The 21,950-nt window shown below is 63.4% G+C and carries 27 protein-coding genes; 18 read left to right on the top strand and 9 right to left on the bottom strand.

Translation table 11 applies throughout. From position 1 onward, the window contains the following. Nucleotides 1-189: 189 nt before the first annotated feature. Complete coding sequence (locus AB0J09_RS06920; protein WP_360686358.1) at nt 190-945, bottom strand: Eco29kI family restriction endonuclease; 756 nt, start codon at nt 943-945, stop codon at nt 190-192. Between the two features lie 117 nt (nt 946-1,062). Here AB0J09_RS06920 and AB0J09_RS06915 point away from each other — a divergent pair, with 117 nt between their 5' ends. The 3 genes from AB0J09_RS06915 (at nt 1,063) to AB0J09_RS06905 (ending at nt 4,775) form a co-directional block, all read left to right on the top strand. Further along, nucleotides 1,063-2,388 (top strand): DNA cytosine methyltransferase, encoded by a 1,326-nt coding sequence (locus tag AB0J09_RS06915; protein ID WP_360686355.1) that lies wholly within the window; start codon nt 1,063-1,065, stop codon nt 2,386-2,388. Nucleotides 2,389-2,783: 395 nt separating this feature from the next. Further along, a complete protein-coding gene (locus AB0J09_RS06910; protein ID WP_360686395.1) occupies nt 2,784-3,161 on the top strand; it encodes a very short patch repair endonuclease in 378 nt (125 codons plus the stop codon). A gap of 129 nt (nt 3,162-3,290) precedes the next feature. Continuing rightward, complete coding sequence (locus AB0J09_RS06905; RefSeq protein ID WP_360686352.1) at nt 3,291-4,775, top strand: PIN-like domain-containing protein; 1,485 nt, start codon at nt 3,291-3,293, stop codon at nt 4,773-4,775. A gap of 403 nt (nt 4,776-5,178) precedes the next feature. Here the strand turns inward: AB0J09_RS06905 and AB0J09_RS06900 are convergent, their stop codons facing one another. Next, nucleotides 5,179-6,087, bottom strand: coding sequence for an HNH endonuclease signature motif containing protein (locus AB0J09_RS06900; RefSeq protein ID WP_360686349.1), 909 nt, complete (start codon nt 6,085-6,087; stop codon nt 5,179-5,181). 722 nt (nt 6,088-6,809) lie between these two features. Here AB0J09_RS06900 and AB0J09_RS06895 point away from each other — a divergent pair. Then, nucleotides 6,810-7,037, top strand: coding sequence for a hypothetical protein (locus tag AB0J09_RS06895; protein ID WP_360686346.1), 228 nt, complete (start codon nt 6,810-6,812; stop codon nt 7,035-7,037). Nucleotides 7,038-7,307: 270 nt separating this feature from the next. Here the strand turns inward: AB0J09_RS06895 and AB0J09_RS06890 are convergent, their stop codons facing one another. Then, entirely contained in the window at nt 7,308-7,643 is a 336-nt protein-coding gene (locus tag AB0J09_RS06890; RefSeq protein ID WP_360686343.1) for a hypothetical protein, read from the bottom strand. Nucleotides 7,644-7,807: 164 nt separating this feature from the next. Here AB0J09_RS06890 and AB0J09_RS06885 point away from each other — a divergent pair, with 164 nt between their 5' ends. Next, the gene (locus tag AB0J09_RS06885) at nt 7,808-7,987 is read left to right on the top strand and encodes a hypothetical protein (RefSeq protein WP_360686397.1); all 180 of its coding nucleotides are present in this window, start codon (nt 7,808-7,810) and stop codon (nt 7,985-7,987) included. Between the two features lie 97 nt (nt 7,988-8,084). Here the strand turns inward: AB0J09_RS06885 and AB0J09_RS06880 are convergent, their stop codons facing one another. The 3 genes from AB0J09_RS06880 to AB0J09_RS06870 all read right to left on the bottom strand — a co-directional run bounded on the left by AB0J09_RS06880 (nt 8,085) and on the right by AB0J09_RS06870 (nt 11,729). After that, nucleotides 8,085-9,263: a hypothetical protein gene (locus AB0J09_RS06880; protein WP_360686340.1), complete on the bottom strand. Its 1,179-nt coding sequence runs from the start codon at nt 9,261-9,263 to the stop codon at nt 8,085-8,087. Nucleotides 9,264-9,420: 157 nt separating this feature from the next. Further along, a complete protein-coding gene (locus AB0J09_RS06875) occupies nt 9,421-10,710 on the bottom strand; it encodes a hypothetical protein (RefSeq protein WP_360686337.1) in 1,290 nt (429 codons plus the stop codon). Nucleotides 10,711-10,976: 266 nt separating this feature from the next. Further along, the gene (locus tag AB0J09_RS06870; protein ID WP_360686334.1) at nt 10,977-11,729 is read right to left on the bottom strand and encodes an XRE family transcriptional regulator; all 753 of its coding nucleotides are present in this window, start codon (nt 11,727-11,729) and stop codon (nt 10,977-10,979) included. Nucleotides 11,730-11,883: 154 nt separating this feature from the next. On the opposite strand from AB0J09_RS06870, the gene AB0J09_RS06865 reads away from it, so the two are divergent. From AB0J09_RS06865 to AB0J09_RS06855, 3 genes are all read left to right on the top strand, one after another. Then, nucleotides 11,884-12,219, top strand: coding sequence for a hypothetical protein (locus tag AB0J09_RS06865; protein WP_360686331.1), 336 nt, complete (start codon nt 11,884-11,886; stop codon nt 12,217-12,219). Nucleotides 12,220-12,231: 12 nt separating this feature from the next. Then, complete coding sequence (locus AB0J09_RS06860) at nt 12,232-12,684, top strand: GntR family transcriptional regulator (protein ID WP_360686328.1); 453 nt, start codon at nt 12,232-12,234, stop codon at nt 12,682-12,684. A gap of 66 nt (nt 12,685-12,750) precedes the next feature. After that, the gene (locus tag AB0J09_RS06855; protein ID WP_360686325.1) at nt 12,751-13,317 is read left to right on the top strand and encodes an HD domain-containing protein; all 567 of its coding nucleotides are present in this window, start codon (nt 12,751-12,753) and stop codon (nt 13,315-13,317) included. Here AB0J09_RS06855 and AB0J09_RS06850 read toward each other — a convergent pair. Together AB0J09_RS06850 and AB0J09_RS06845 are read right to left on the bottom strand one after the other, a co-directional pair. Continuing rightward, nucleotides 13,285-13,761, bottom strand: coding sequence for an NUDIX domain-containing protein (locus AB0J09_RS06850; RefSeq protein ID WP_360686322.1), 477 nt, complete (start codon nt 13,759-13,761; stop codon nt 13,285-13,287). The two genes, AB0J09_RS06855 and AB0J09_RS06850, sit on opposite strands and share 33 nt — an antisense overlap. A gap of 3 nt (nt 13,762-13,764) precedes the next feature. Beyond that, nucleotides 13,765-14,505 carry a helix-turn-helix transcriptional regulator gene (locus AB0J09_RS06845; protein ID WP_360686319.1) on the bottom strand — a complete coding sequence of 247 codons (741 nt, stop codon included), beginning with the start codon at nt 14,503-14,505 and terminating at the stop codon, nt 13,765-13,767. A gap of 151 nt (nt 14,506-14,656) precedes the next feature. Between AB0J09_RS06845 and AB0J09_RS06840 the strand changes: the two genes are divergently transcribed. Together AB0J09_RS06840 and AB0J09_RS06835 are read left to right on the top strand one after the other, a co-directional pair. Beyond that, nucleotides 14,657-14,863, top strand: coding sequence for a hypothetical protein (locus AB0J09_RS06840; RefSeq protein WP_360686316.1), 207 nt, complete (start codon nt 14,657-14,659; stop codon nt 14,861-14,863). Further along, nucleotides 14,860-15,051 carry a hypothetical protein gene (locus AB0J09_RS06835; RefSeq protein WP_360686313.1) on the top strand — a complete coding sequence of 64 codons (192 nt, stop codon included), beginning with the start codon at nt 14,860-14,862 and terminating at the stop codon, nt 15,049-15,051. The genes AB0J09_RS06840 and AB0J09_RS06835 overlap by 4 nt, the downstream gene beginning before the upstream one ends. On the opposite strand, the gene AB0J09_RS06830 is transcribed toward AB0J09_RS06835, so the two are convergent. Beyond that, the gene (locus tag AB0J09_RS06830; protein ID WP_360686310.1) at nt 15,011-15,376 is read right to left on the bottom strand and encodes a winged helix-turn-helix domain-containing protein; all 366 of its coding nucleotides are present in this window, start codon (nt 15,374-15,376) and stop codon (nt 15,011-15,013) included. The two genes, AB0J09_RS06835 and AB0J09_RS06830, sit on opposite strands and share 41 nt — an antisense overlap. A 107-nt stretch (nt 15,377-15,483) precedes the next feature. Here AB0J09_RS06830 and AB0J09_RS06825 point away from each other — a divergent pair, with 107 nt between their 5' ends. The 8 genes from AB0J09_RS06825 (at nt 15,484) to AB0J09_RS06790 (ending at nt 21,499) form a co-directional block, all read left to right on the top strand. Further along, on the top strand, nt 15,484-15,813 hold the full coding sequence (locus AB0J09_RS06825) for a hypothetical protein (RefSeq protein WP_360686307.1): 330 nt from the start codon (nt 15,484-15,486) through the stop codon (nt 15,811-15,813). After that, nucleotides 15,806-17,125, top strand: a complete 1,320-nt coding sequence (locus AB0J09_RS06820) for an FtsK/SpoIIIE domain-containing protein (protein WP_360686304.1) — start codon at nt 15,806-15,808, stop codon at nt 17,123-17,125. Before AB0J09_RS06825 ends, AB0J09_RS06820 begins: the two co-directional genes overlap by 8 nt. A gap of 21 nt (nt 17,126-17,146) precedes the next feature. Then, complete coding sequence (locus tag AB0J09_RS06815) at nt 17,147-17,809, top strand: DUF2637 domain-containing protein (RefSeq protein WP_360686301.1); 663 nt, start codon at nt 17,147-17,149, stop codon at nt 17,807-17,809. A 20-nt stretch (nt 17,810-17,829) separates the two neighbouring features. Next, on the top strand, nt 17,830-18,171 hold the full coding sequence (locus AB0J09_RS06810; RefSeq protein ID WP_360686298.1) for a hypothetical protein: 342 nt from the start codon (nt 17,830-17,832) through the stop codon (nt 18,169-18,171). An 18-nt stretch (nt 18,172-18,189) separates the two neighbouring features. Further along, the gene (locus tag AB0J09_RS06805) at nt 18,190-18,351 is read left to right on the top strand and encodes a hypothetical protein (RefSeq protein ID WP_360686295.1); all 162 of its coding nucleotides are present in this window, start codon (nt 18,190-18,192) and stop codon (nt 18,349-18,351) included. Between the two features lie 216 nt (nt 18,352-18,567). Then, nucleotides 18,568-19,950, top strand: coding sequence for a replication initiator (locus AB0J09_RS06800; protein ID WP_360686292.1), 1,383 nt, complete (start codon nt 18,568-18,570; stop codon nt 19,948-19,950). Continuing rightward, nucleotides 19,947-20,138, top strand: coding sequence for a helix-turn-helix domain-containing protein (locus AB0J09_RS06795; protein ID WP_360686289.1), 192 nt, complete (start codon nt 19,947-19,949; stop codon nt 20,136-20,138). Before AB0J09_RS06800 ends, AB0J09_RS06795 begins: the two co-directional genes overlap by 4 nt. Then, nucleotides 20,135-21,499, top strand: coding sequence for a tyrosine-type recombinase/integrase (locus tag AB0J09_RS06790; RefSeq protein ID WP_360686286.1), 1,365 nt, complete (start codon nt 20,135-20,137; stop codon nt 21,497-21,499). Before AB0J09_RS06795 ends, AB0J09_RS06790 begins: the two co-directional genes overlap by 4 nt. Nucleotides 21,500-21,950 lie beyond the last annotated feature (451 nt).

The raw sequence follows: 21,950 nt of genomic DNA, 5'->3' as shown, positions 1-21,950 counted from the left end.
CATCAACCATCAAGGATGAGCGACCCGTAGGCCGAGCCCGACGGAACCCATCTCAGCGTCCCTCAGGATAGTGCTTGAACTGGAGGTTTCGGATGAGTAATGCCGTTTTCTCAGAGATGCGGGCGCCAGCCTGAGTCGGCGACCCGCATCCCAACCCGCGCACCGCGGAGCAGCTACCGTGGCCTCGGCTTACTGGCCTGGGGAAACGATCCGTCCCCCTCGGTAGGAGCGGAGGCTGTCGGGGTACTCATCGTGATTCGGGTACGTGATCAACCGGCCTGGCAGAGCCGTGATCTGCCATTCGGCCGGTAGCGAACTGGAGATGAGTGCGAGCACCTCATCAACACATGGCCGGGCAGGCAGACGGATGATGATCTGGGAGAACGCTTGTGATCCCTGGTATCGGAAGCGATACGGGAGCTCCCTGGCCAGCCAGGACAATAGCTCCTCAAGAGTCATCGACCCGCCCGGGAGGTCGAGGGTCCAGCTCAGATCGATCGGGTAGAGCCGGTCGAAGTGGTCTGCGTCGAGCTGCGTCTTGTCCCGGTTCTTGCCGGGATCGTTGTTGCCGAAGCCGTTGCCATTCCACGGGATCTCACCCAAGCTCCGGTGGCGACTGATCAGTAGACGTTCAGGCGCGACTGCGGAGAAGTCCTCCTCGACGTACAGGCACGTGAAGCTCATGTCGGTGATGGAGATTCCAGCACGTCCGGCGATCTTGCGGTGGTGCATCTCCAGCCTTTGGGGGAGAGATCTGTCCGCCTTGCCGATGTAGACAAGCACGTCGCCCAGGTAGAGCTGATAGACGCCGGCTCTCGCTGAGAGCGCCCGGATGTTGGCCAAGGTCATGGGGGCTGGACTCAGGTATTGAAGAGCGGCCGCGAGTTGATCGCTGAGGGCCTTGGTGATGCTGAGCTTGAACTCTGCGGCGTGCCTACCCGGCATCTCGCTGCCCTTCTCCCTCAGGTTCCAATGTGCGCACTCTAGATCACGTCGCTAGATGGGATGCGAAGTTCGTTCGAAACCATACGAAGATCGCCTCTTCCGCGGTATGGTTTTCCCATGTCTGAGCAGCAAGAAGAAGTCGCAAAGGATCGTACGGCTGTCGAACTCTTCGCTGGTGGGGGCGGATTGGCCATGGCGGTCCAGAACGCTGGCTTCCGTCCACTGCTGTTCAACGAGGTCGCCAGGTGGGCCTGTGAGACTCTAGCGGTGAAAGCTGATCGGGTTCCACCGAAGCAGCGGCCCCCGATCCCTGAGCCAGGTCAGCGTCCACCGTTGGTGGAGGGGGACATCCAGGAGCTCGACATGAGCTACTTGGCAGATGCGGGTGTGGACGTCCTAGCGGGAGGACCTCCGTGCCAGCCGTTCAGCCTCGGAGGCATCGCCAAGGGCGATGAAGACAAGCGGAATATGTTTCCGCAGATGTTCAAAGCGATCAGACAGATCCGACCCAAGGCCGTTATCTGTGAGAACGTGCGCGGGCTCCTGCGGCCATCCTTCGCCCCGTACTTTGAATACATCCTGAGGGAGCTGGAGCTACCCTTCGAGGAGCGTAAACCTGAGTCAACCTGGCAGGAGCATGACGCGACACTCCGAGAACGCATCGACCAGGCCGAGACCGACCCTAAGAAGCGCTACGTAGTCAGGGCGGTTCCAGTGAACGCGGCCGATTACGGCGTTCCCCAGATTCGCCACCGAGTGATCATCGTCGCCTTCCGGTCTGACCTTCCGGTTGATATGGACGCCTTCGAAGACTCGATGAAGAGGACGGAATACTCCGAAACAGCCCTAATCCGGTCCATGCTCGGCCTGGGAGAGGATGATTACTGGGCGCGACACCCCGGCATTCCTGATCATGTAAGGCAGCGTGTGTTGGCCCGCTTGCCGGAGAAGCCACCTGCGGATGACGGCAAGAAGCCGTGGCGAACGCTTCGGGACGCTATCGCTGGGGTGTGCGCTGGAGGCAAAGCGCTTCCCCCCATCACTGATGATCTCCTGGATCGAACCGACCACAACCTTGGCGATGTCACCGATCACATTGGCTGGCCCGACGCGAGGATCTACGACGGTCACACCCCCAACGAGCTCGATCGTCCGGCCAAGACTGTTAAGGCCGGCGTTCACGGAGTTCCCGGAGGGGAGTCCGTAATGCTCTTGGATGAGCGAGTCCGTGACAAGTCCGCCCCGGATGGTTGGCGCTACAAGCACCGGTATATGACTGTGCGCGAGACCGCACGGGTGATGACCTTCCCTGACGAGGTAAAGCTGAAGGGGCCACGTGGGGAGCAGATGCGGCAACTTGGAAACGCGGTGCCAGTGCTGCTGGGTGAGGTGTTCGCTAAGGCAGTGGCGGCCGCCCTGGACAAAGCGGAGAACTGCAAGTGAGTAGCTCGGCTAAGGATGCCCCGAGCCGCTGGAAGGACAAGTCTCCTCCGGACAGGGCGTGGAAGGGACGACCTGGCAGAAGTCGTACGGCAGTCGCTGCGGAGCAGGATCGAGCCGCTGGCGGACGCCACCGGCGGGTAGTAGGCCTGGGCGACGGCAGATTCGCCCGTGCCTCCGTGGAACTGAAGGTCCTCCCGAACACTCGCCGAATTCGCGCGTACTTGCGGTGGTCTGATCGACAGAAATCACCCGCGAAGTATCTAGGGCAGGTAGAGCACGATAGCCGTGCGGCGAACCTGGCTGAAGCATGGAGGCGGGCGTGGGCCAAAGGGCTGCTCATAGAGGAGCCACCCCCGGATAGTTCTTGGGCCTCCTCGCGTGCGGTTCGGGCTGTCATGCAGGCAAACCGGAGCAAGAACACCAAACCGGAGATGAGGATCCGGAGCTTGCTCCATAAGGAGGGCCTGCGATATCGCGTCGCGAAGCAGCCGTTGCCCGGGCTTCGGAGGAGCGCCGACATCGTGTTCCCCAAGGCACGGGTCGCCGTCTTCGTCGACGGGTGTTACTGGCATGGGTGCCCTGAGCATCATCGAGCGGCGACGATCAATGCCGAGTTTTGGAACGAGAAGATCGCAAAGAATCGGGCCCGTGATGAGGAGACGAGTCGAGTCCTCAATGAAGCCGGGTGGACTGTGATCCGAGTCTGGGAGCACGAGGATCCCAGAGAAGTCGCCGCGCATGTGTCAGCTGTGGTGCGTGGATCGAGTAGTTGACAACCTCCCCCGGCTCCTGGGCGGAGGACGTAGCCAACTAAATAGACTTCCCTTGTTCCGGCCTCATGCGGGAGATTTGTCCGCGATGATCGTGTCACGCAGTGACGTCGCGAAGAACGAGGAGTCGGTGTGGTCGCGGGGGAGCAACCCACAGGACCGTCTAGTGGCGGATTGGCCGATGGCTTCGAGGGCTACCTCTCACCGTCCGATGAGGACTATCGATCAGTCCTAACGTCGGGTCTCGTTGTCCTGGATACCAACGTCATGCTCAATCTGTACCGCTACGACCCTCAGACCCGTGCCGACCTCCTAGCCGTACTGGAGAGGCTAGCGAGGAACCTCTGGGTGCCCCATCAGGCGAAAGACGAGTTCTGGCGCAATAGGGAGCTTACGATCATAAATCGCCGAAACAGTGCGAAAGAAGCTATCTCGGCGTTAGATCGGCCAGAACGGCAATCGGGCGAGGTGATCGCTAATTGGGCGCGGAGCGTTGGCCTCCCAGAGGAGCGTCACACCGATCTACGAAAGCTCATCGAGGACACATTCAACACATTGCGAGAGGCAGTCAAGGGACCCACGGGCAGAGATCCACTGGCTGATGCTCGGGACACAAACAGAGACCCTGTCCTGGCCGCCCTCGCACCTCTCTTGGATGGTCGAGTTGGTGATGCCTTGCCTCAGGAGGACCTGGCAAAAGCGCTTAAGGAGGCCGATCGCCGTGCGGCTGAACAGATTCCACCGGGCTATATGGACCGCGATAAACCGGATCATCGTGGAGCAGGTGACTATCTGGTCTGGGAGCAGACCCTTCGAGAGGCCGCACACCATGGTGTAGATGTGCTGCTGGTCACAAGCGATGTAAAGGAGGATTGGTGGCGGAAAGTGCATGGACGATCATGTGGTCCTCGTCCAGAACTTGTCGCTGAACTCCGGCAAAGGGCTGGCAGTCGCCTCTTCATGCTCCAGCCGCAGGACCTCTTGAGAATCGTTGGGCGACTTCTGCAGGTGACCGTTCAACCGGAATCTGAGGCGGAGATCGCGCGCACAGCGCAAGGAACTCTTGGAGAAGGGGATACTAGTCGAGATCGCATTCGCCTTTATCTGGTCACAGCTCTCACTCAAGCTCTCCCCAACGAGGTCCAGGTACGTGTTGGGGGTTCGGCTGGCGCCTCAAAGTGGGATGTGACGATCGAGGCTCAAGGCATCACGCTGGCTGGCATCTGGATCTACGACCCAATTAAGCCGTTCAACGACATGGTCACGGACTCTGTGGGTTCGTCAGCCATGACGATGGCACGAGAGCTGCGCGGGGACAGTCCTGGTCAATTTGATCCATGGATGGGATGCCTCGTGGACCTCGCAAGCCTCGTTCGTGCTTTGGGGAATGAGTCCGATCATTGGCGCCGAGGAAGAGATACTGAGACGTGCCTTCCCGACCAGGCGGAGTCGACCTTTGCTCCCTATATAGAGCATATGATTAACGCGGGATTCAACCGTGTTGAGATGCTATCGGGGCTCGATGGGGTTGCGGATGCGGACTTTGAGAGCTTCTCTCGCGTTGATCAGTTGGTTGACCTCGTGAAGGACTACGTTATTAGTACACAAGCTAATTAGCAGACGGTAGCTTCAATTCGAAGCTAGCCCCGTTGCTGGGGCGTCGGTGGTCAGCTCAGGTTACCCGGTGGCAAGGCCCGACGAAGGAGGGCTGCGGCAGCCGATCGCCCCAGCCCGAGAGGCGAGTACCGAAGTCAGCGATCGTCCCAGCCTTAGCCGAACACTTTATTAGGAGTAAAGCGGAGGATCGTGGTCCAGGGCCGGCGCCGCTGCTCAACCGTGCGAGGCCGTACGGGACGGTCTGGCTACGTGAGGCGGCGTTGCTGTACTTCCTTGCTGTACAGCAGGCTACGGTTACCCGCGTGTCTGGTGGAAAGACGACCCGGAGCGCAGGGCCGCCAGGCCTGAGCACCGTTACCGGCCGTAGGGCCACACGCGACTAGCTCCCAATCTCGTTCAAGCCTCACACACTAAACCAGCGACGATAGCGCTCACTCGCGATTACCTCTTTATCGGACTTAGCGTTATTGCACTTCTGGCACAGGAGTTGAATGTTAGTGACGTCATTCAGTCCGCCATCCGCCAGTGGAACAACATGATCAAACTGTTCTTGAGGGAGGGCATCCAGCAGTCCAGATAGATCTTTGCCACAGATGGCACACTTACCGTGCTCGCGAAAAAACACAGCTCGCTTGACCCATTTCGGAATACGAACACGCCTAAGACGGCCGTCGCGGGCGAAATATCGGGCTATTGCAGGGTCTTCGATCGAGTTCACCTCTACATCGGCTATGAGATTTGCGACGAAGAGATTCAGTCGAGCCAGTAGCATGCGGTTCTGAAAGGCTATGTGAAAGACTTCCTCGGCGATTCGGCCCAGGAGTTTCTCATACGCTTCCGTGATGGAGAGCCATCCGAAGTAGTCGAAACACGCATCCGCTACCTTATTGGATTCCTGCCAGCGCGAGACATTGCGCATGACCGGATCGCGAACCATCTCACCGTCTGGGGGTGGAACCTCAAACGGCTCCCAGGGAATGCCATATACTCCCATCGCTAGGTCGACCGGCAGGTATCTCTTACGGACGGCACGGGACATGCTCTCGTCTACAAATTCCTCTCTAGAAATATACGGGCCAGAAGTGTCGTCATAAAATAGATCGTGCGCGAAGCGCTTGGCAAATGCGTGCAGGAGGCTTTCTTTTTGCCACGGACGAACAAAGGATGGATAAGACTGGTCGCCTAACAGATCTTCCCATTCATTGATAGTTCTATAGGGGTCCGCAGCGAAACGGGTTAGTTTCTGAGCGATTCTATATGTTCGAACATATTTGTGTTCAATCCAATCCCTGTCCGCGCTTCGGTCCGTCACAGTTCCTTAGCGTAACGTCCGGATTGGGGTCGCACAAAGGCACTCTTGATACCTCATGCCGCCGCACGTTCCCGAACCTTGAGGTTGTCGGCAAGAGGGCTGCCGCTCGTACCCTGATCACCTCGTACGCCGTCGATTCACTGCGGAGCGGCAGCGGGCCGGGGCGGAGCGTCAAGCCCGGCTTCGCGTGTACGTTCGTCGGTCGCCGTTCTTCGGTTATCTGTTGTACTGCGGTCACAGCTGGGCATGAGCGGAGGAGTCGGTCTGATGGGCTTGCCTGGGTCGATGGTGTGTGAGGTGATCAGGTTCCACCTCAGCCACTCCACGAACTCAGCCCATGCGAGATGATCATCTGTGGGCCGGGGATCTCTGCCGGAGACATGACCGACCGTTCGCAGGCCGGGGCCCGCACATCGATCGCTTTGTCGTACCCCGTGACACGCTTCGACTGCTCGCGCTGTACGTCGTCGTGGTCAGGCGCGTGGGCGCGCTGGCCGCGACCGGCCGGAGAGCCGCAGCGCGGCCAGCGACCGCCCAACGCGCGGCGGGCCGCCAACGGCGGGCCGCCCTTGATCACGTACAGATAAGTTGCTTTCTGATCTTGTTCTGTCGTGTGTCGTGTCTCGCTTGATGGTTGACACACTGGCCTCGCGTTATGCGTGACACCTTGATCGCTTTCTGTGCCTGATCGTGGCGTTATCGACGCTTCGGGAGAGACTCAGGTGGCATTGGTGGAGTTGAGCGTCGTGGAGCAGCGCTATCGCGCGGTGATCGAGATGTTGTCGGAGGTGAAGGGCGCCGATGTGGCCGACCGCGCCGCCGGGCCGTACGCTGACTCCGGCCGCCGTCGAGGCGCTGATTTGCGAGCTGCGGCGCTCTCATCCGCGGTGAGTGCCGCGAACCTGTTGTGGGAACTGGGGCGGCGTGGTGTCAACCGCTCTTCTCTGTGACCACGTAGGGGATCTTTAGCGCCATTCACCGTGGGCATGATCAGGTGGGGTTCGGCAGGGGGCAACCGTCTTCGTCTCCGCCGCCGCTGTGGGGACGTTTCTACTGGTAGCGGTGGCCCACTCGCCAGCTTGCAGGCACGCGGGCCACCTCGGTGCAGAACAGGTACCTGGATGATCACCGTACGGGGAGATCCGGCGAGCGTGGAGCGACGGCTCGTTGCCGGGAGGTTGCGTTGCCTGATGTGCAGCGGAGTCTTGACCGGCTGGGGGCTATGCGCGGGAGCGGTCGGTCCTGCGCTGGAACACCGAGGCCGGTGGTGACGAGAGGGGATGGGTGGCGATCCGGTGGCGGATCCGTCCGCGCCGGACTCGGTGCCGGGGCTGCCAGGCGACCCATGTGGTGCTGCCGGTGGAGTGTTTCGCCCGCCGGTCGGCGTCGGGGGAGGTGTTGTGGTGGGTGCGGCGGATGCGGGTGGCGGGTCGCAAGCCGGCGGCGATCGCCGCCCGGGCCGGGCTGCCGGTCTCGAGGGCGCGGGAGTGGGTGGCGCGGCTGGCGGCGCGGGCCGGGCCGGTCCGGGAGGCGTTCATGCGGCTGATGGACGTCATGGGCGGGGGCTGCTTCTGGCCGATGGCAGCGAGGCGAGGGTGATCACGGGTGGGCGATCCTTCCCGGTTATGTTTGATCACTTCGGCGGTGGTCCGCCGACAGTGCGGATAGTGTGTGCCGCGTTCGCCGCGTTCGCCGCGTTCGCCGCAGCGATGCGGTGCCGGTGACCGAACCGCAGCAGGTGCAGGCCATCGAAGTCGATCGGGTGGTGACCGACACGGGGAACCTGGAGATCGTCGGCCAGCAGGTCTGGCTCGGCCCCACAGGGCTGGGCTTCCATCACCTTGGGATCAGCGCCACGCACCTGCACGTGCTCACCGTTGGTGGCGAGGGCTTTGCGTGACGACTGAACAACAATGGTCCTTCTGATGATCAAGGTGATGTCAGGTCGAGGCTTGGGCTATGAATGCCCGTCTCGTGTTCTCGTGTCAGCTTGGGCTCTAGAATAGATTCGACTGCGTACCGCCTTTATGCGCTCGGGTGTGCCGGTCTGGAGCGGCCCCGGCTGATCTATCGAAAGAAATGTTTGCAATTGGCGAAAGTCGTTGCGCAATTTGCTTGGTGGCGACCTGTCCGAGGGTTGCGATAGCGGCAAGAAGGAGGCCCTGATGTTCGGCCGTAAAAAGGTGATCAAACGCTGGCTGTGTCCATGCGTCGCCGTCCAGTAGAGCATCAAAGCAAGTCAACTCTGCAGTCCGAAGAATATGGCGCGATACCTCCGGGTTCGTTCTAAATCGCTCTACTAGATCGATGTAGCTGCTCAGAAATCCTGGCGGCGTTTCGATGATCTCTCGGAGCTTGATCGGATGGATCTCCTGGCGTGCGGCACCTGCTTCGATATAGGCACGGTGAACGCGATCCATCATAAATTGGACTAGGTCGTCAGCCCGATTGAGTACATCAAGTATGTGATCGTCGTCAGGATTGCCTGCGGTAAGAGCTCTCTCAGTGCGTCGCCGAAGAACATCGGCGGGCACGAGATCCAGCTGCGCCGCATCCTGAAGCGCCGCCAAGAGAAGAGCGATGAGAGCGTGACCTGCAATGACTTGGCCGGTAGGTTCAGGTAGAACGCCTCGCCTTTCAATAGCCCGTCCAAGATTTCCCAAAGCTCCAAGGATTGCGTATGGACTTGCGAGGAGTGCATCATGACGGAGGAAGGTGATAACGTCAGAAGATAGCTCTGGAAGTCCTTTGAGCTGAGAGTCAGTTCGGGCCTCGGCGGCTAGACATGCCTCCCCTCCAAGATGCGCAAAGGTTTCGGGAAGCCATTCATGCGCGGACTCTCGGTGCTGTAGAGTCGAAATATCCATGATTCCGATGTCCAGTCGTCGTGCCAAGGCGCGACCTCGACGACTTACAGTTGGACGAACGAGGACTGCTCGTTGTATCGCTAGATATTGGCGCAAGCCCGCCAAGCAGAAAAGCCTGTCGGCCTCCTTGGCTTCGCCTTTCTCGCCTTTACATTCAAGCGTTGATCGACTCACTCGGAGGCGAGGGTCCACGTCGATAGCTAGGATATCAAGGTCGGTCAGTATGTCCCGGCCCGGTTCAGCATCCTCGGCTCGTACAGGGACACGCAATCTGGAAAATGCGCCTTCCGCAAACTCCAAGCGCGCCACCCTCAGCTCCAGCCCGGTGCCACTGTCGCGACTCATGTCACGTCGATCTGCGGCCCTTGACTCGCGCCGACGCCGACCGCTGGATGCTCTCCCGGCTTCCTCGCCGCTATGGGCATTGTGTACGGAATCCGTTCTGTTCGTAGGGTCCGTCATACGCTCAGCGACTCCTAAAAGTGCCCCGGGTGGTCTCATCTCGAAGCGCAGAAATGAGGCGCGCCTGCTCCACGTCGTCAGCCTTCGCGTCCACTGCCAAGCGTGCCCGTTCTCGGTCAATGTGAACATAGCGTTGCTGAGCGCGGAGCGCGGCTACGCCATTTGAAGCGTTGCCGGAATCATCGCGTTCGCTGAGGATTGTCAATGCGTCCTCGGCGACATCGGATTGCAGGAGCTCCATCCGGAAACGGCCGTCACTGCTACCTGGCACGACTCGTACGATCCCTGCGGTCTCGAGCATCGGATAATCCGTGCCAATGGGTGAGGCGTCCCCTGCCTCCCCGTACTTGATAAGACTGGAGACGAAGGCGGCGGGATTATAGAGTTTATACGTAGCGAAGGTAGCAGCGTAGATCATAGAACCGACGAGCTGACGTACTTGCCCGGACGGGTCGCCAGCGGTCCCCCCGAATGGACTCCGGTTGAGGTGGGGGGTGAAGAGAAAAGCGCGTTCCTCGCCAGTAGATGTCTGGATTACGGATCGTTGGACCAGCCCTTGCGCCACGGCAAACGATATCCACTTAGGCTCGGTTGCAGTCACCTGAGCTTCAGGCATGCCAGGCTTGGCTGCAATCTCCTCCAGCAGCGCAGCGACTTCACTGGTGGCTTTAGCTCTAGCTGCATAAAGTGCGGCCCTGGCCATCTCCTCACCAGCAGTCCACACGTTTGGGTTGAAGACGACCTCTGCGTTGTCGTCAGTTACGACCTTCTTAACAAGAGAGATCGACGTAAGGTGTCGGAGTGCTTCGTCAGCAGCCTCGTCTCCCACTGGCTGTCCCTGAGCATCGAGTGCTTCACTACCGACTTGCAATGCTTGTTCGACGAGCAATGGTTGGAGGGTCGTGGATCGCAGGATCGCTAGCGCTGCCCACTCGCATTCGGTGACGCCGGCCATCGTGAGGACCTGGCGTGCTGCCTCAACTAGCTGCGGAGGCGCGGGGATGGTCTCGGACACTGCCAGTGGCTTCTGGTTGCGATCGCGCTGAACCTTCACCCAGTTGAGCATCTCCAGAGCCACAAGTGCGTCCCGCAATTGCCGACGACCGAGATAAGCCTCAGTAGCAATTGCTGTAACTCGCTCAGGAGTGCTCGTTCCCGATCTGCGGAGCCGGAAAGCCATATCAAAAATCTGCCCAGCGAACTCCAGCTGTTCCAACCCGGCCTTCGCTGGGCCTGCCGCGTACGCTGAAAGATGACGCGATAGGCCAAGGACAAGCTCCGTGTCGCTGAGCATCAGCCCTCCTTCGTGCAGCCGCTAGTCGACCAATTGCTCCCGTAAAGTACGGGTTTGCGTCAATTTGGTCGATCCATCGTGACTTCTGGTCAGATGGCAGCATAGTTGAGCTTTCTGAATCTTGTGCACATACGCTGCTCACGGCGGATGGGCTGATCCAGCGGTGGATGGGTGAGGCTGGGCTTGCAGACTTCCATGATCGGGCTGAAGCTAACCCGTTCAGCTCTTCCTTTGCGCCGGCACACAAGTCCACTACCGCGCTCCTGTCAGCCCCTGGCGGCTGACCTGGTTGCGGGTGTAGACGGTTCGGCGCTTGCCCAAACGCGTTCGAAGCTGGCCAGGTAGGTGGCTGCGGCTGCTTCCTGTTCGATAACCCGAAGATGGATGACAGGGGCTTGAGCAGCAGGTGTTCCGTAGGCGTGGGTGTTGACGAGGAGCTCGGTGTCGGCGCGGTAGATCGAGTTGTAGAGCACCGTTTCGTGGAGGCGGATCTCTGCGTTGTCTGTGCCGGCGAGGGGCTGGTACAGAGCGAGCGCGTTCTGGACCCGGGCGGCCATGACGTCGGAGCCGATGGCCTCGTCGATGCCGCGCGCGGCCACGGCACGGGCTTCAGGATCGCCGAGCAGGACACGTACTCGCACGCCTGCCTTGGCTTTGTTGATCAAGAGGCGGATGATGCCGGTGTCCTCGGCGAGGAAGAGGCCGCTGTAGGTCAGGATGCCGATCTCATGGGTGGCCGACTGGAGCAGGTGCCGCCATGTGGCTCGTGGGATTGCCCAGCGGTGTGGGTAGATGGCCAGCACTTCGTCATTGAGAGCACGATGTTGCTGGCTGATCTCTGGCCAGAGTTCGGTTTCCTCGACCTGGAGGAGGTCGGCGATGGCCCAGCGGTGGCGCGGGTAGGGGATGCGCCCTTTGAGCCAGCGGTACACGGTCTTGGGGTCAACCGCGAGGTGGGCGGCGACGTCCGCAGGCTGGAGGCGGGCGTTGGTGAGGGCGTGGCGAAGGTTGTTGTTCATGGGCGCACCTCAAGCGTGACCAGGTGTTGCGCCTGCGACGCTAGCACGAGACGTCCCTAGACGTCCCTGAGTTGCGGTGTAGAGATTCCGCCATCCGGGCGAATCTCGACATGCACAGTCCGTGACAACGAAGGGACGGCTCGTCATGACGAGCATGAGAGAACAACAGTACGCCTACGCAAAGCGAGTGCTGACGGCGCTCGGAGACCAGCTTACGAAGCGGCAGATCCCTGCGGCACCGGTCGTGGCCGAGGACGGCCGGCCCGGTCTGGACGTCACCGACGGTGGGCTCCGCGTCCGCCGGGTCTTCGTCCATCTCGCGTTCTGCTGGTTCTACTGGGGCGACCAGGGCGATGAGCGGGTGACGTGCTTGCGCCTGGAGGTCGCCGTCGAGCGAATCGTGCAGGCCGCGCGGAAGGGCTGGCGCGAGGGTGAACAAGGTGACCTTGGCATCGACCTGCGCCGGATCGCCGACGCCTACCGGACCTGAAGCGCATCGACAGTGAGCAAATGGCTGACCGGTTGGCGGATCTTCACTCAGATCGTTGGCCGGCTTCGACGAAGGATCGAGATGGGGATGTACCCGGTGGGTTCGATGCTGCCGTCCGAGGCGGCACTCTGCGCGGAGTTCGGGGTCGCACGCAACACGGTACGGCGGGCGCTGGCCGTATTGGAGGACGAGGGCCTGATCCTCACCATCCCGTCCAAGGGCCGGGTGGTCCTCGGCGGTGACAAGCCCAAGGACGAGCCGTACCTGTACCAGGTGATCGCACGGGAGTTGCGAGGCCAGATCGAGCGTGGAGAGCTGGAGCCTGGGACCACACTGCCCAGCGAGGCGCAGCTGCGGCGACAGCATGGAGTGTCACGGAGCACCGTACGGCAGGCACTTGCCATGCTGGAGCGGGAAGGGCTGATCATGTCAGAGCACGGGCGAGGGCGGTTCGTACGCCGGTGAGACGTCCTGGGACGTCCCAGCAAATGCTCTGGATCAATTCCGGCATCCTGTGCCTATCGTGAGCATGTGGGACAAGCTGAATGGGCTCATGACCTCGCCAAAGATCTGCTGGAGACGACGTTGCCGCGGCGCTGGGCGCACACCCAGGGCGTAGCCGCTCGCGCTGTGTCGCTGGCACCCATCCTTGGCGACGAGGCCGACACCCTGACCGCCGCCGCCTACCTACACGACATCGGATACGCCCCCGATCTCGTCGCGACCGGCTTCCATCCCCTCGACGGCGCGCGACACCTGCGCGACGTCCACCAGGCCGACGACACGCTCTGCCGCCTGGTCGCACATCACTCATGCGCCGTGAACGAGGCTCTTGAACGGTCACTGTTCACCGAGCTGACCCAGGAGTTCGACGAGGAACGGCCGGAACTGGTACAGGCGTTGACCTACTGCGACATGACCACCGGTCCGGACGGGCGGCATCTCGACGTCACTGAACGCCTGGCCGAGATCCATTCCCGCTACGGGGCAGATCACCTGGTCAGCCGATCGATCAGCGCTTCGACGCCGTGCATCCTGTCCGCGGTGCGGGCAGTCGAGGCAGCGCTAACCGATATAAGGCAGGGCGGTACCGGCTAGATAGTGCTCGATGCGCATCCGCATCGACCGGTCCATCTGCAGCTCGGTGACCTGCCTGCGAGGCACCCAGCGGACCTCGCGGGATTCATCGCTCGGCGTCGGCTCGCCGCTGATCGCCCGACCTGTCAGGACGAGAGAGAACTCCTGGCGAGCCTCGCCGTTGGAGGTGTAGAGGATCACGTGCCGGGGGTCGCTGTAGGTGCCGACCAAGCCGGTGATCTCGCAGACAATGCCGCTCTCTTCGCGCGTCTCCCGGATGGCGGCTTGCGGGATGGACTCGCCAAGGTCGATCGCCCCGCCAGGCACGGCCCAGTTGCCGTTATCGCTGCGGCGGATCATCAAGATCTCGTCCGCGGCGTTGGTGACGATGACGTTCACGGACGGGACCAGGCTGTTGGGCGCTGGGGCGTCGGAGTCGTCGTAGTAGTCGATCCGCTTGGCCATGGCTCAGGAACCTATCTGTCGTGCGCCTTCCCAGACGCGCTCGAAGCTTTCGGCGTAGGTGGCGACCATGTCGCCGCCGATGACTCTGCGTAGGTGCAGGACCGGCGCGTTCCCGGCCGGGACGCCGTAGACGTGGGTGTTGATGAGGAACTGATCGTCTGCGCGGTAGATCGAGTTGTACAGGACCGTGGCGTGCAGCCGGAACTCGATGTTCTCGCGTCCCTGGAGCGGCCGGTACAGGACGAGGACATTGCGGATCTTGGCGGCCATGCCACCGTCGATGCCCTCGTCCTGGCCGCGCTGTGCCACCTCGGCGCAGTCCGGATCGCCGAGCAGGATGCGCACCCGTACCCCGGCATCCGCCTTCTCGCCAAACATGCGCACCAAGCCTGTGTCGTCGGCGAGGAACAACCCGCTGTAGACCAGCACGCCGATCTCCTCGGACGCGCTCGCGAACAGACGTCCCCACACGTCCCGGGGAACGGCCCAACGGTGCGGGTAGACGGTGACGATCTCCGACTCTGATGCCGAGGCGACCTGTTCGCGGGTCAGGGCCTCCGGCCAGAGGTAGGTCTCCTCCGTATCGAGGTAGGAAGCCACCGCAAATCGGTGCTTTCGGTACGGCGCACGGCCCTTGGTGATCCACCGTTCGACCGTCTTTGGGTCAACCTGGATCGCATTGGCCAGGTCGGTGATGCTCACGCCCTTCTGTAGAAGGGCGGCACGTAGCCGTTCGTTCGCCATCTCACCTGCTCCGGGGACGTCCGGGGACCTGGACATCGTAGGCCGGACGTCTTGAACATGTCCCGTCGTGTAGTGATCTCGTCCTAACTCTCCGTCGCAATCTTGGTGTCACACAGCAACACCGGAGCGACTGGAAGGAGAGGTGATCACCATGAATCACGACATCTACCCGGACCCCACCTGCGAGTGCGGGGCACAGCTTGACGAGGGCCAGGCGCGCTGCCGCAAGTGCCTGGCGCGGGATCGCTGGCTCAGGAAGCAGACGGCCAAGCGCAAGGGCGGCAAGCGCCGCAGCGGAACCCGGCGTCCCCCGCGGGCTCCTCGCGGCCTGGCCGCGGCGGGGGTGATCTGGTCATGACCACGATCCCGCTGATCATCGCCGGAGTCCTCGGCGTCACCCTGCTCGTGGGCTACATCGTGGTCCTGGTCGGGATCCGCCGCGAGGACAAGGCGCTGAGCCTGCGTCAGCGTCCGAATGGGGCGTCGGCCTCGCTGGCGCGGAAGGTTACCGGCTGCTACGCCCGGAACGGTGTGTCGTGGACGTAGCCAACTGCTTCTCGACGCGTGCCAGACGTTCCGCCAGGTCGCGAACGGCGGAACGCAACTCGGTCACCTCACCCGCCAAGTCGGCGGCGGGCGCTTGGTCGGTGTCGCGGACGAACACGCCCTTGCCCTGCTGGCCGATCACGAGGCCTTCGTTGCGCAGGATGCCGACGGCCATCTTCACCACCGACAGCGAAGCGTCGTACTGCTCGGCGAGTTGGGCGGTGGACGGCAGAGGAGTGCCGGGCGCGAGAGAGCCGCCGCGGATCTGCTCTCGGAGATCGTCGGCGATCTGAAGGTAGCCGGGTCGCCCGGTTTTCTCGACCATCGCTGTCCATCACACCACGAAACAACAACCAAGCCAACCGAGAGGACGTTGACAACTGAGCCAACTAGGTTAACTATGTTGGCTAGGACGAATAAGGAGGTCACAGTATGCGTTCCGTTCCCATCCCCGTGGATGTCAGCAAGCTCGCCATCACCTGCGTCAAGGCCCCGCGTCCGCGGGTGCTCAACCGCGACACCGGCGAGATCAAGACCGACAAGAACGGCAACACCGTCTTCGAGGTCACCGTCTCGGTAGAGGACGAGTTCGGCCGGATCGAACTCGTCAAGATCGCCACCACCGGAGAGCCGCCCATCAGCGTCGGTGATCAGGTCAACCCGGTCGGCCTACTCGGCTACGTCTGGGAGATCGCCGGCCGATGGGGCATCAGCTACCGCGCCTCGGCCCTCCTCCCCGTGCGGGAGACCGCCGATGCGTGACGCGCTCCTCGCGCTCACAGCCCTGGTCGCTCTCGCGGCCGGGCTGTGGGCCTGGCGCCGCTGGCACCATCAATCGTTCTGGCTGGTAATCGGATTCCCGATCACAGCCCTGTCCGTACGCGCCTCCTGGCGGCGGGTCGCCCTCGGTTGCGGGCTGACCAAGAAGCGGCAACGCTTCTGGTTCACCACCGTGCCAGGCATGATCGCCTCCACCGGCGTCGTACGCGTCAAGCGCCGCTTCCAGCGCATCGCGGTGGACACCAAGCCGTTCATGTGGCTGCCCATGCCGACCCGGCACGGCTGGCGCGTCACCCTGCACACCCTGGAAGGCCAGACCCCCGGCGACTACGCCGACGCCGCCGAAGCCCTGGCGCACTCCTGGGGCGTACACGCCATCCGCGCCTCCTCGCCCCGACCCGGGCGAGTGGTGCTCATGGCCACCATGCGCGATCCGCTCGTCAACGTCGATCACCTGCCCGCCTCGACGGACCTGCTCAAGGTCACCGTGGGACGGCTGGAGAATGGCAAGCCGTGGACCATCGACTTCCGCACGGTGCCGCACTGGCTGAACGCGGGCGCGACCCAGTCCGGCAAGTCGAACCTCGCCAACGCCCTGATCGTCGGGCTGTCTCCGCAACCCGTCGCCTTGGTCGGCTTCGACCTCAAAGGCGGAGTGGAGTTCACCCCGTACAGTCCACGCCTGTCCGCGCTCGCCACCTCGCGCGCCGAGTCGGTCACGCTGCTGGAGGACCTCGTCGACCTGATGGTCGATCGGATGGGACTGTGCCGTCAGGCCGGTGCCCGCAACATCTGGCAACTCCCGCCCGGTATCCGCCCGACCCCGATCGTGGTCCTGGTCGATGAGCTGGCCGAGCTGTACCTGATGGCCGACAAGAGCGAGAAGGACGAGATCGCCAAGACCTCGACCGCGCTGCTCCGGGTGGCCCAGCTCGGCCGAGCGTTCGGCATCTACCTGTTCTGCTGCGGCCAACGCATCGGCTCCGACCTCGGACCCGGCGTCACCGCCCTGCGTGCCCAGTGCTCGGGACGAATCTGCCACCGGGTCAACGACCCGGAGACCGCCACCATGACCCTCGGCGACCTCGACCCGGCCGCCCTGGTCTCCGCCCGCGCCATACCTGCCGAGACACCCGGCGTCGCGATCGTCGCCGGTCAGGACGGCCAGTGGTACCGCGCCCGCTCCCTCTACGTCACCGAGCAGGCCGCCGAACACGCCGCCCGCACCCACGCCCACCTCACCCCGCCCTGGGAAGAGATCACCACCCACCTACCCGAAGCCGCCAACGCCTGAGAGTCCGAAGGGAGGGCAACGATGCGACGCTTGGCCTACTGGCTGCTCGACACCGGCCCCGTCCTCGTCCTGGCCATCATTGCCGGTGCCGGATCGTTCACCCACATCCGCGACACCGCCGCCGAGCACGGCCAGACCGGCTGGATGTCCTGGGCCATCGCCGTCTGCATCGACCTGACCTGCGTCATGGCCGCCCGCGAACGCCAACGCGACAACAAGACCGGCAGAAGCCCGCGGGGCCTGGCATCGTGGCCCGTCCTCGTCCTGGTCGGCGGCATCGTCCTGTCCCTGGCCGCCAACCTCGCCCAAGCCGCGCCAACCGTCTGGGGCTGGATCACCGCCGCCACCCCGGCAGGCGCCTTCCTACTCGCCGTCTCGATGCTCGAACGCCGCGCCTCCCACACCCATCCTGCGACAACCAAGGCTCCGGAAGGCTCGTCCTCGCCCGTCCTGACACCGTCCGCCGTCCCGGAACTCGTCCCCAGCGGCGAGCAGGACCAGGACGACCGCCAGGACAACCAGGCAGACAGTCCCGCCCCGGCACTCGTCGACTACGCCCGCCGTGTCGCCGACGAACACCAGGCCAAGCATGGCAAACCGATCACCCGCGACGTTCTGCGCGCCCACCTGGGCGTATCCAACCAACTCGCCTCGGACCTGCTCCGCACCCTGCGCACCGCCTAACACGGAAAGGAGATCACCCGATGACCCGCAACCGCCGCCTTGACCTCATCAACGGCCTACTCGACCTGGCCGCCTTCCTGGAGGCACACCCCGAGGTGCCCGTCTCCTCTCACGTCGTTGTCCACCACTTCCCCGAACACGACAGCGACGGCGACATGTGCGCCGAGATCGACGAGATCGCCACCCGCGTCGGCTCCAGCATCGAATTCGAGGACTCCCCGTACGGCCACTACGCCACCACGGTCTGTTTCGGACCGGTGGAGTACCGCGCCGTGGCCGTCCTGGCAGCCGCCCGCGCCCTCCACGCTGCCGAAAGAAGCTACACCGGCTGCGTCCAGCCTGACCCGGAACCCACCACCTGACCAGTAGGAGAAGCGACCATGCGCATCCGCCTCGACGGCACCCGCGCCGAAGTCATCGACGCCCTGTTCCGCCTACGCCTGAACTTCACCGTCACCGGAGTCTCACGCCTGTACCCCGACCGCGCCAAGCCCTCGCACTGGCGCATCTACCTCACCACCACACCGCGCGAAAGGAGGTGAACAGCCCATGATCGAAGTCATCCACTACCGCTGCTGCACCTGTACCGGAACCGGCCTCGACAACGACCGCAACCGCTGCCGCGACTGCGACGGCACCGGCATCGACAACCACGGCGCATAACGCGCAGCGCCCCCGGCCTGGCCGCACATCCGCCAAGACGACTGCCAGGTCGGGGGCCATCCCCTCACCCGAACGAGCGAAAGGAGGCTTCCATCTTGCCTGCATCCACCACCAACCCGCACGCCCTTGCAGGCGTAATCGCCCGACTCAACGCCCCGGACTACGACCGATGGGCCGCCCAAATCCGCGCCACCGGCGGCTGCCGTCAGCCCATCCACCTGCGCGGCAAGGTCGAACACTACGACCGCGCCATCGGCCGACTCCTGCACCGCTACACCACCCGCCACGAACCCGACGGAATCCTCCGCCTGCCCTGCAAGACCCGCCGCGCCTCCCGCTGCCCAGCCTGCGCCGAGATCTACCGCGCCGACACCTACCACCTCATCCGCGCGGGCCTGATCGGCGGCAAGGGCGTGCCGGAGAGCGTCACCGGCCATCCCACGCTGTTCGTCACCCTTACCGCGCCAAGCTTTGGAACGGTCCATGCGCGGTGTGAGAAAGACGGCAAGGTCCTGCCCTGCCACGCCCGCCGCAACGCCGAAACTTGTCCCCACGGGCGCGTCATGTCCTGCACCGCCAAGCACCGCCCGGACGATCCCCACCTCGGCGAACCGCTGTGCCCCGACTGCTACGACTACACCGGCTCGGTCCTGTTCAACGCCGTAGCGCCGCTGCTGTGGAAGCGCTTCGCCGATTCCCTGCGCCGCCACCTGACCAAACTCGGCGGACTGACCCTCAAGGACCTCCGCGAACACCTCACCGTCTCCTTCGCCAAGGTCGCCGAATACCAGCGCCGCGGAGTCGTCCACTTCCACGCCGTCATCCGCCTCGACGGTCCCGGCGGCCCGGCCGCATCACCACCGCCTTGGGCCAACGCCGATGCCCTGACTCAAGCAGTACGGCACGCTGCTCACGCCGTCAGCGCCCTCGTGCCCGCCATAGACGACCAACCCGCCCGCCTCCTCAAATGGGGGACTCAACTCGATATCCGCCCCATCACCCTGAACGGCGACCTCACCGAACAGACCGTCGCCGGCTACATCGCGAAATACGCAACGAAAGCGGCCGAATGCGTCGGTACCCTTGACCGCCGCATCAGCCCCCTCGACAACCTCGACGCCTTCAACCTCCGTAAACATCCCAAACGCCTGATCGCCGAATGCCTCCGCCTCGCCGCCATCGAGGACCTGGCCGACCTCCGCCTCGCCAACTGGGCCCACATGCTCGGCTTCCGCGGCCACTTCTCCACCCGATCCCGCCATTACTCCACCACCCTCGGCGAACTCCGCGCCGCACGCGAGCAGCACGCCCGCGACCGCGACATCTCCACAGGCCGCCTGCCCCTCTTCGAGGAGGACACGGTCCTCGTCATCAGCGAATGGACCTACGCGGGCAAGGGCTACAGCCTCGGAGACCAAATCATCGCTGCCGCAATAGCAGGGACTCGCACCCCAGAAATGGCGGGTGGTGCCCGATGAGTCGCCGTGACGAACTGCTGACCGTCCCAGAGGTCCTCTCCGAACTGGGCGGGGTCTCCCGTCGCACCTTCTACCGCTGGCGCGAGCTCGGCCGTGCGCCGGTCTGCATCCAACTCCCCAACCTCGAGCTCCGCGTCTGGCGGAGCGACCTCATGTCCTGGCTCGACTCGCGGCGGGAGGCCAGGTGAAGACCACCTACGACGTGAAGCTCGGCCAGATCCAGCAGCGCTCCAACCGCGGCACGCTCGTCTACATCGCTCGGTGGCGGGCTGCTGGCAAGCAGAGGTCGAAGAGCTTCCGGACCAGGGGACTGGCCAACGCCTTCATGTCCGACCTGCGGCAGGCAACCAAGGTGGGGGAGGAGTTCGACGTTGTCACCGGCCTGCCGGTGTCGATGCTCGCGCCCGGCTCTTCCGGGCCGACGTTCCTGGAGTTCGCTCAGGTGTACGTGCTCAGGCGATGGAACACCTCGGCGGCCCGGACTCGTGAGACGGATGCGTACGCGTTCCTGACGCTGGTCCCTGCCCTGGTGGCCGACGTGCCCCGCCGCCCCTCCGCCGAGGAGCTCCGGGAGGTTCTCCGGACTCACGTTCTCCTCCCGAAGAACAGGCGCGCCAACCTGACTACGACGCAAGCTGCGGCGTTGAGCTGGCTGGAGAGGGCGTCCCTTCCGCTATCGGCGCTGGGAGAGGCGCACATCCTTCGTGCCGCTCTCGACGCTATCTCGATCACCTTCGCCGGTATCCCGGCGGGAGCGAACACGGTACGGCGCAAGCGCGCCATCCTGCATCACCTGCTGGAGCACGCGGTAGAGCAGAAGGTGTTCAGCAGCAACCCGCTCGACGAGATCAAATGGACGGCACCCAGGGCCGTGACGGTCATCGACCCGCGCACGGTGGTCAATCCGCTCCAGGCACGTGAGCTTCTCGACGCCGTCCCCAAGGTGGGCCGTAAGCGTGGTGCCCGGCTCAAGGCGCTGTTCGCCTGCATCTACTACGCCGCTCTCCGACCGGAGGAGGCGGCGGACCTCCGGGTGAGGAACTGTACCTTGCCGGAGTCGGGCTGGGGCCTGATCGTTCTGGAGAAGGCCCGACCCCAGGGAACGAAGCGCTGGACCAACACCGGCGAAACCCACGAGTCGCGCAGTTTGAAGCACCGCGCGGACAACGAGACGCGAGAGATCCCAATACCGCCCGTCCTGGTCGCCATGATCCGCGAGCACATTGCCGGGTACGGTACGGCCAAGGACGGAAGGATCTTCCGCACCGGCACCGGCGGCTCCTACTCCAGCTCGGCCTACTCGTACGTCTGGCAGGAGGCCCGCAAACTCGCGCTCACCCCGGAACAGGTCGCATCGTCGCTGGCCGCCAGGCCGTACGACCTGCGCCACGCGGCGGTTTCGCTCTGGCTGAACGCAGGAGTCCCGGCCCCCGAGGTCGCCAAACGCGCCGGTCACAGCGTTGACGTCCTGCTGCGGGTGTACGCCAAGTGCATCGACGGCCAGCAAGATCACATCAACGGCAAGATCAACAACGCCTTGGACACATAGCTCACGCTTATCCACCTTCGGCCCTGGCTCGACCCGGGGCCGATTCACTTCGCGCGGCTCGCCACGCCGCGTCATTCCCGCCAAACGTCGACACGCTGCGGCACCCTGACAGGCACGCGCAGCCAGAGAGGAGGACCATGCATCAAGACCACGACCGCCCTGCTCCGTCATCCAGAGAGCTCCGCTCGCTGAGGCGGCCACCGTACGGCATGCCGCTTCGATCTCGGCTCCACACTGCGTCCGATTCTCTCTCCTGGCGAAGGTACTCAACCCCAGCCCCACCGAAGAGATCGACCATGCGAACTCGGGATCGCCTGACCCGTCCGGCGCTTCTCGCAGGATTCCTGGCGTGCGTAGGCTTCGGCGTCTGGTCGAGTACGTGGGGCACTGACAGCGCCTTGCCTCGAACGAACGCCACTTCGATGCCGACTCCACGGCTGAGCGTTGCTGA

Source organism: Nonomuraea sp. NPDC049784, assembly GCF_040659615.1.
GTDB lineage: Bacteria > Actinomycetota > Actinomycetes > Streptosporangiales > Streptosporangiaceae > Nonomuraea.
This window is presented reverse-complemented; position numbering and strand designations above follow the sequence as displayed.

Bases quoted from the DNA above. Each gene is read 5' to 3' on its own strand.
- AB0J09_RS06795 (WP_360686289.1), top strand. From the start codon at position 19,947: ATGAGTCGCCGTGACGAACTGCTGACCGTCCCAGAGGTCCTCTCCGAA.
- AB0J09_RS06890 (WP_360686343.1), bottom strand. From the start codon at position 7,643: ATGACGTCCATCAGCCGCATGAACGCCTCCCGGACCGGCCCGGCCCGC.
- AB0J09_RS06910 (WP_360686395.1), top strand. From the start codon at position 2,784: ATGCAGGCAAACCGGAGCAAGAACACCAAACCGGAGATGAGGATCCGG.
- AB0J09_RS06915 (WP_360686355.1), top strand. From the start codon at position 1,063: ATGTCTGAGCAGCAAGAAGAAGTCGCAAAGGATCGTACGGCTGTCGAA.
- AB0J09_RS06840 (WP_360686316.1), top strand. From the start codon at position 14,657: ATGAATCACGACATCTACCCGGACCCCACCTGCGAGTGCGGGGCACAG.
- AB0J09_RS06875 (WP_360686337.1), bottom strand. From the start codon at position 10,710: ATGCTCAGCGACACGGAGCTTGTCCTTGGCCTATCGCGTCATCTTTCA.
- AB0J09_RS06870 (WP_360686334.1), bottom strand. From the start codon at position 11,729: ATGAACAACAACCTTCGCCACGCCCTCACCAACGCCCGCCTCCAGCCT.
- AB0J09_RS06810 (WP_360686298.1), top strand. From the start codon at position 17,830: ATGACCCGCAACCGCCGCCTTGACCTCATCAACGGCCTACTCGACCTG.
- AB0J09_RS06820 (WP_360686304.1), top strand. From the start codon at position 15,806: ATGCGTGACGCGCTCCTCGCGCTCACAGCCCTGGTCGCTCTCGCGGCC.
- AB0J09_RS06815 (WP_360686301.1), top strand. From the start codon at position 17,147: ATGCGACGCTTGGCCTACTGGCTGCTCGACACCGGCCCCGTCCTCGTC.
- AB0J09_RS06865 (WP_360686331.1), top strand. From the start codon at position 11,884: ATGAGAGAACAACAGTACGCCTACGCAAAGCGAGTGCTGACGGCGCTC.
- AB0J09_RS06920 (WP_360686358.1), bottom strand. From the start codon at position 945: ATGCCGGGTAGGCACGCCGCAGAGTTCAAGCTCAGCATCACCAAGGCC.
- AB0J09_RS06835 (WP_360686313.1), top strand. From the start codon at position 14,860: ATGACCACGATCCCGCTGATCATCGCCGGAGTCCTCGGCGTCACCCTG.
- AB0J09_RS06830 (WP_360686310.1), bottom strand. From the start codon at position 15,376: ATGGTCGAGAAAACCGGGCGACCCGGCTACCTTCAGATCGCCGACGAT.
- AB0J09_RS06805 (WP_360686295.1), top strand. From the start codon at position 18,190: ATGCGCATCCGCCTCGACGGCACCCGCGCCGAAGTCATCGACGCCCTG.
- AB0J09_RS06825 (WP_360686307.1), top strand. From the start codon at position 15,484: ATGCGTTCCGTTCCCATCCCCGTGGATGTCAGCAAGCTCGCCATCACC.
- AB0J09_RS06845 (WP_360686319.1), bottom strand. From the start codon at position 14,505: ATGGCGAACGAACGGCTACGTGCCGCCCTTCTACAGAAGGGCGTGAGC.
- AB0J09_RS06850 (WP_360686322.1), bottom strand. From the start codon at position 13,761: ATGGCCAAGCGGATCGACTACTACGACGACTCCGACGCCCCAGCGCCC.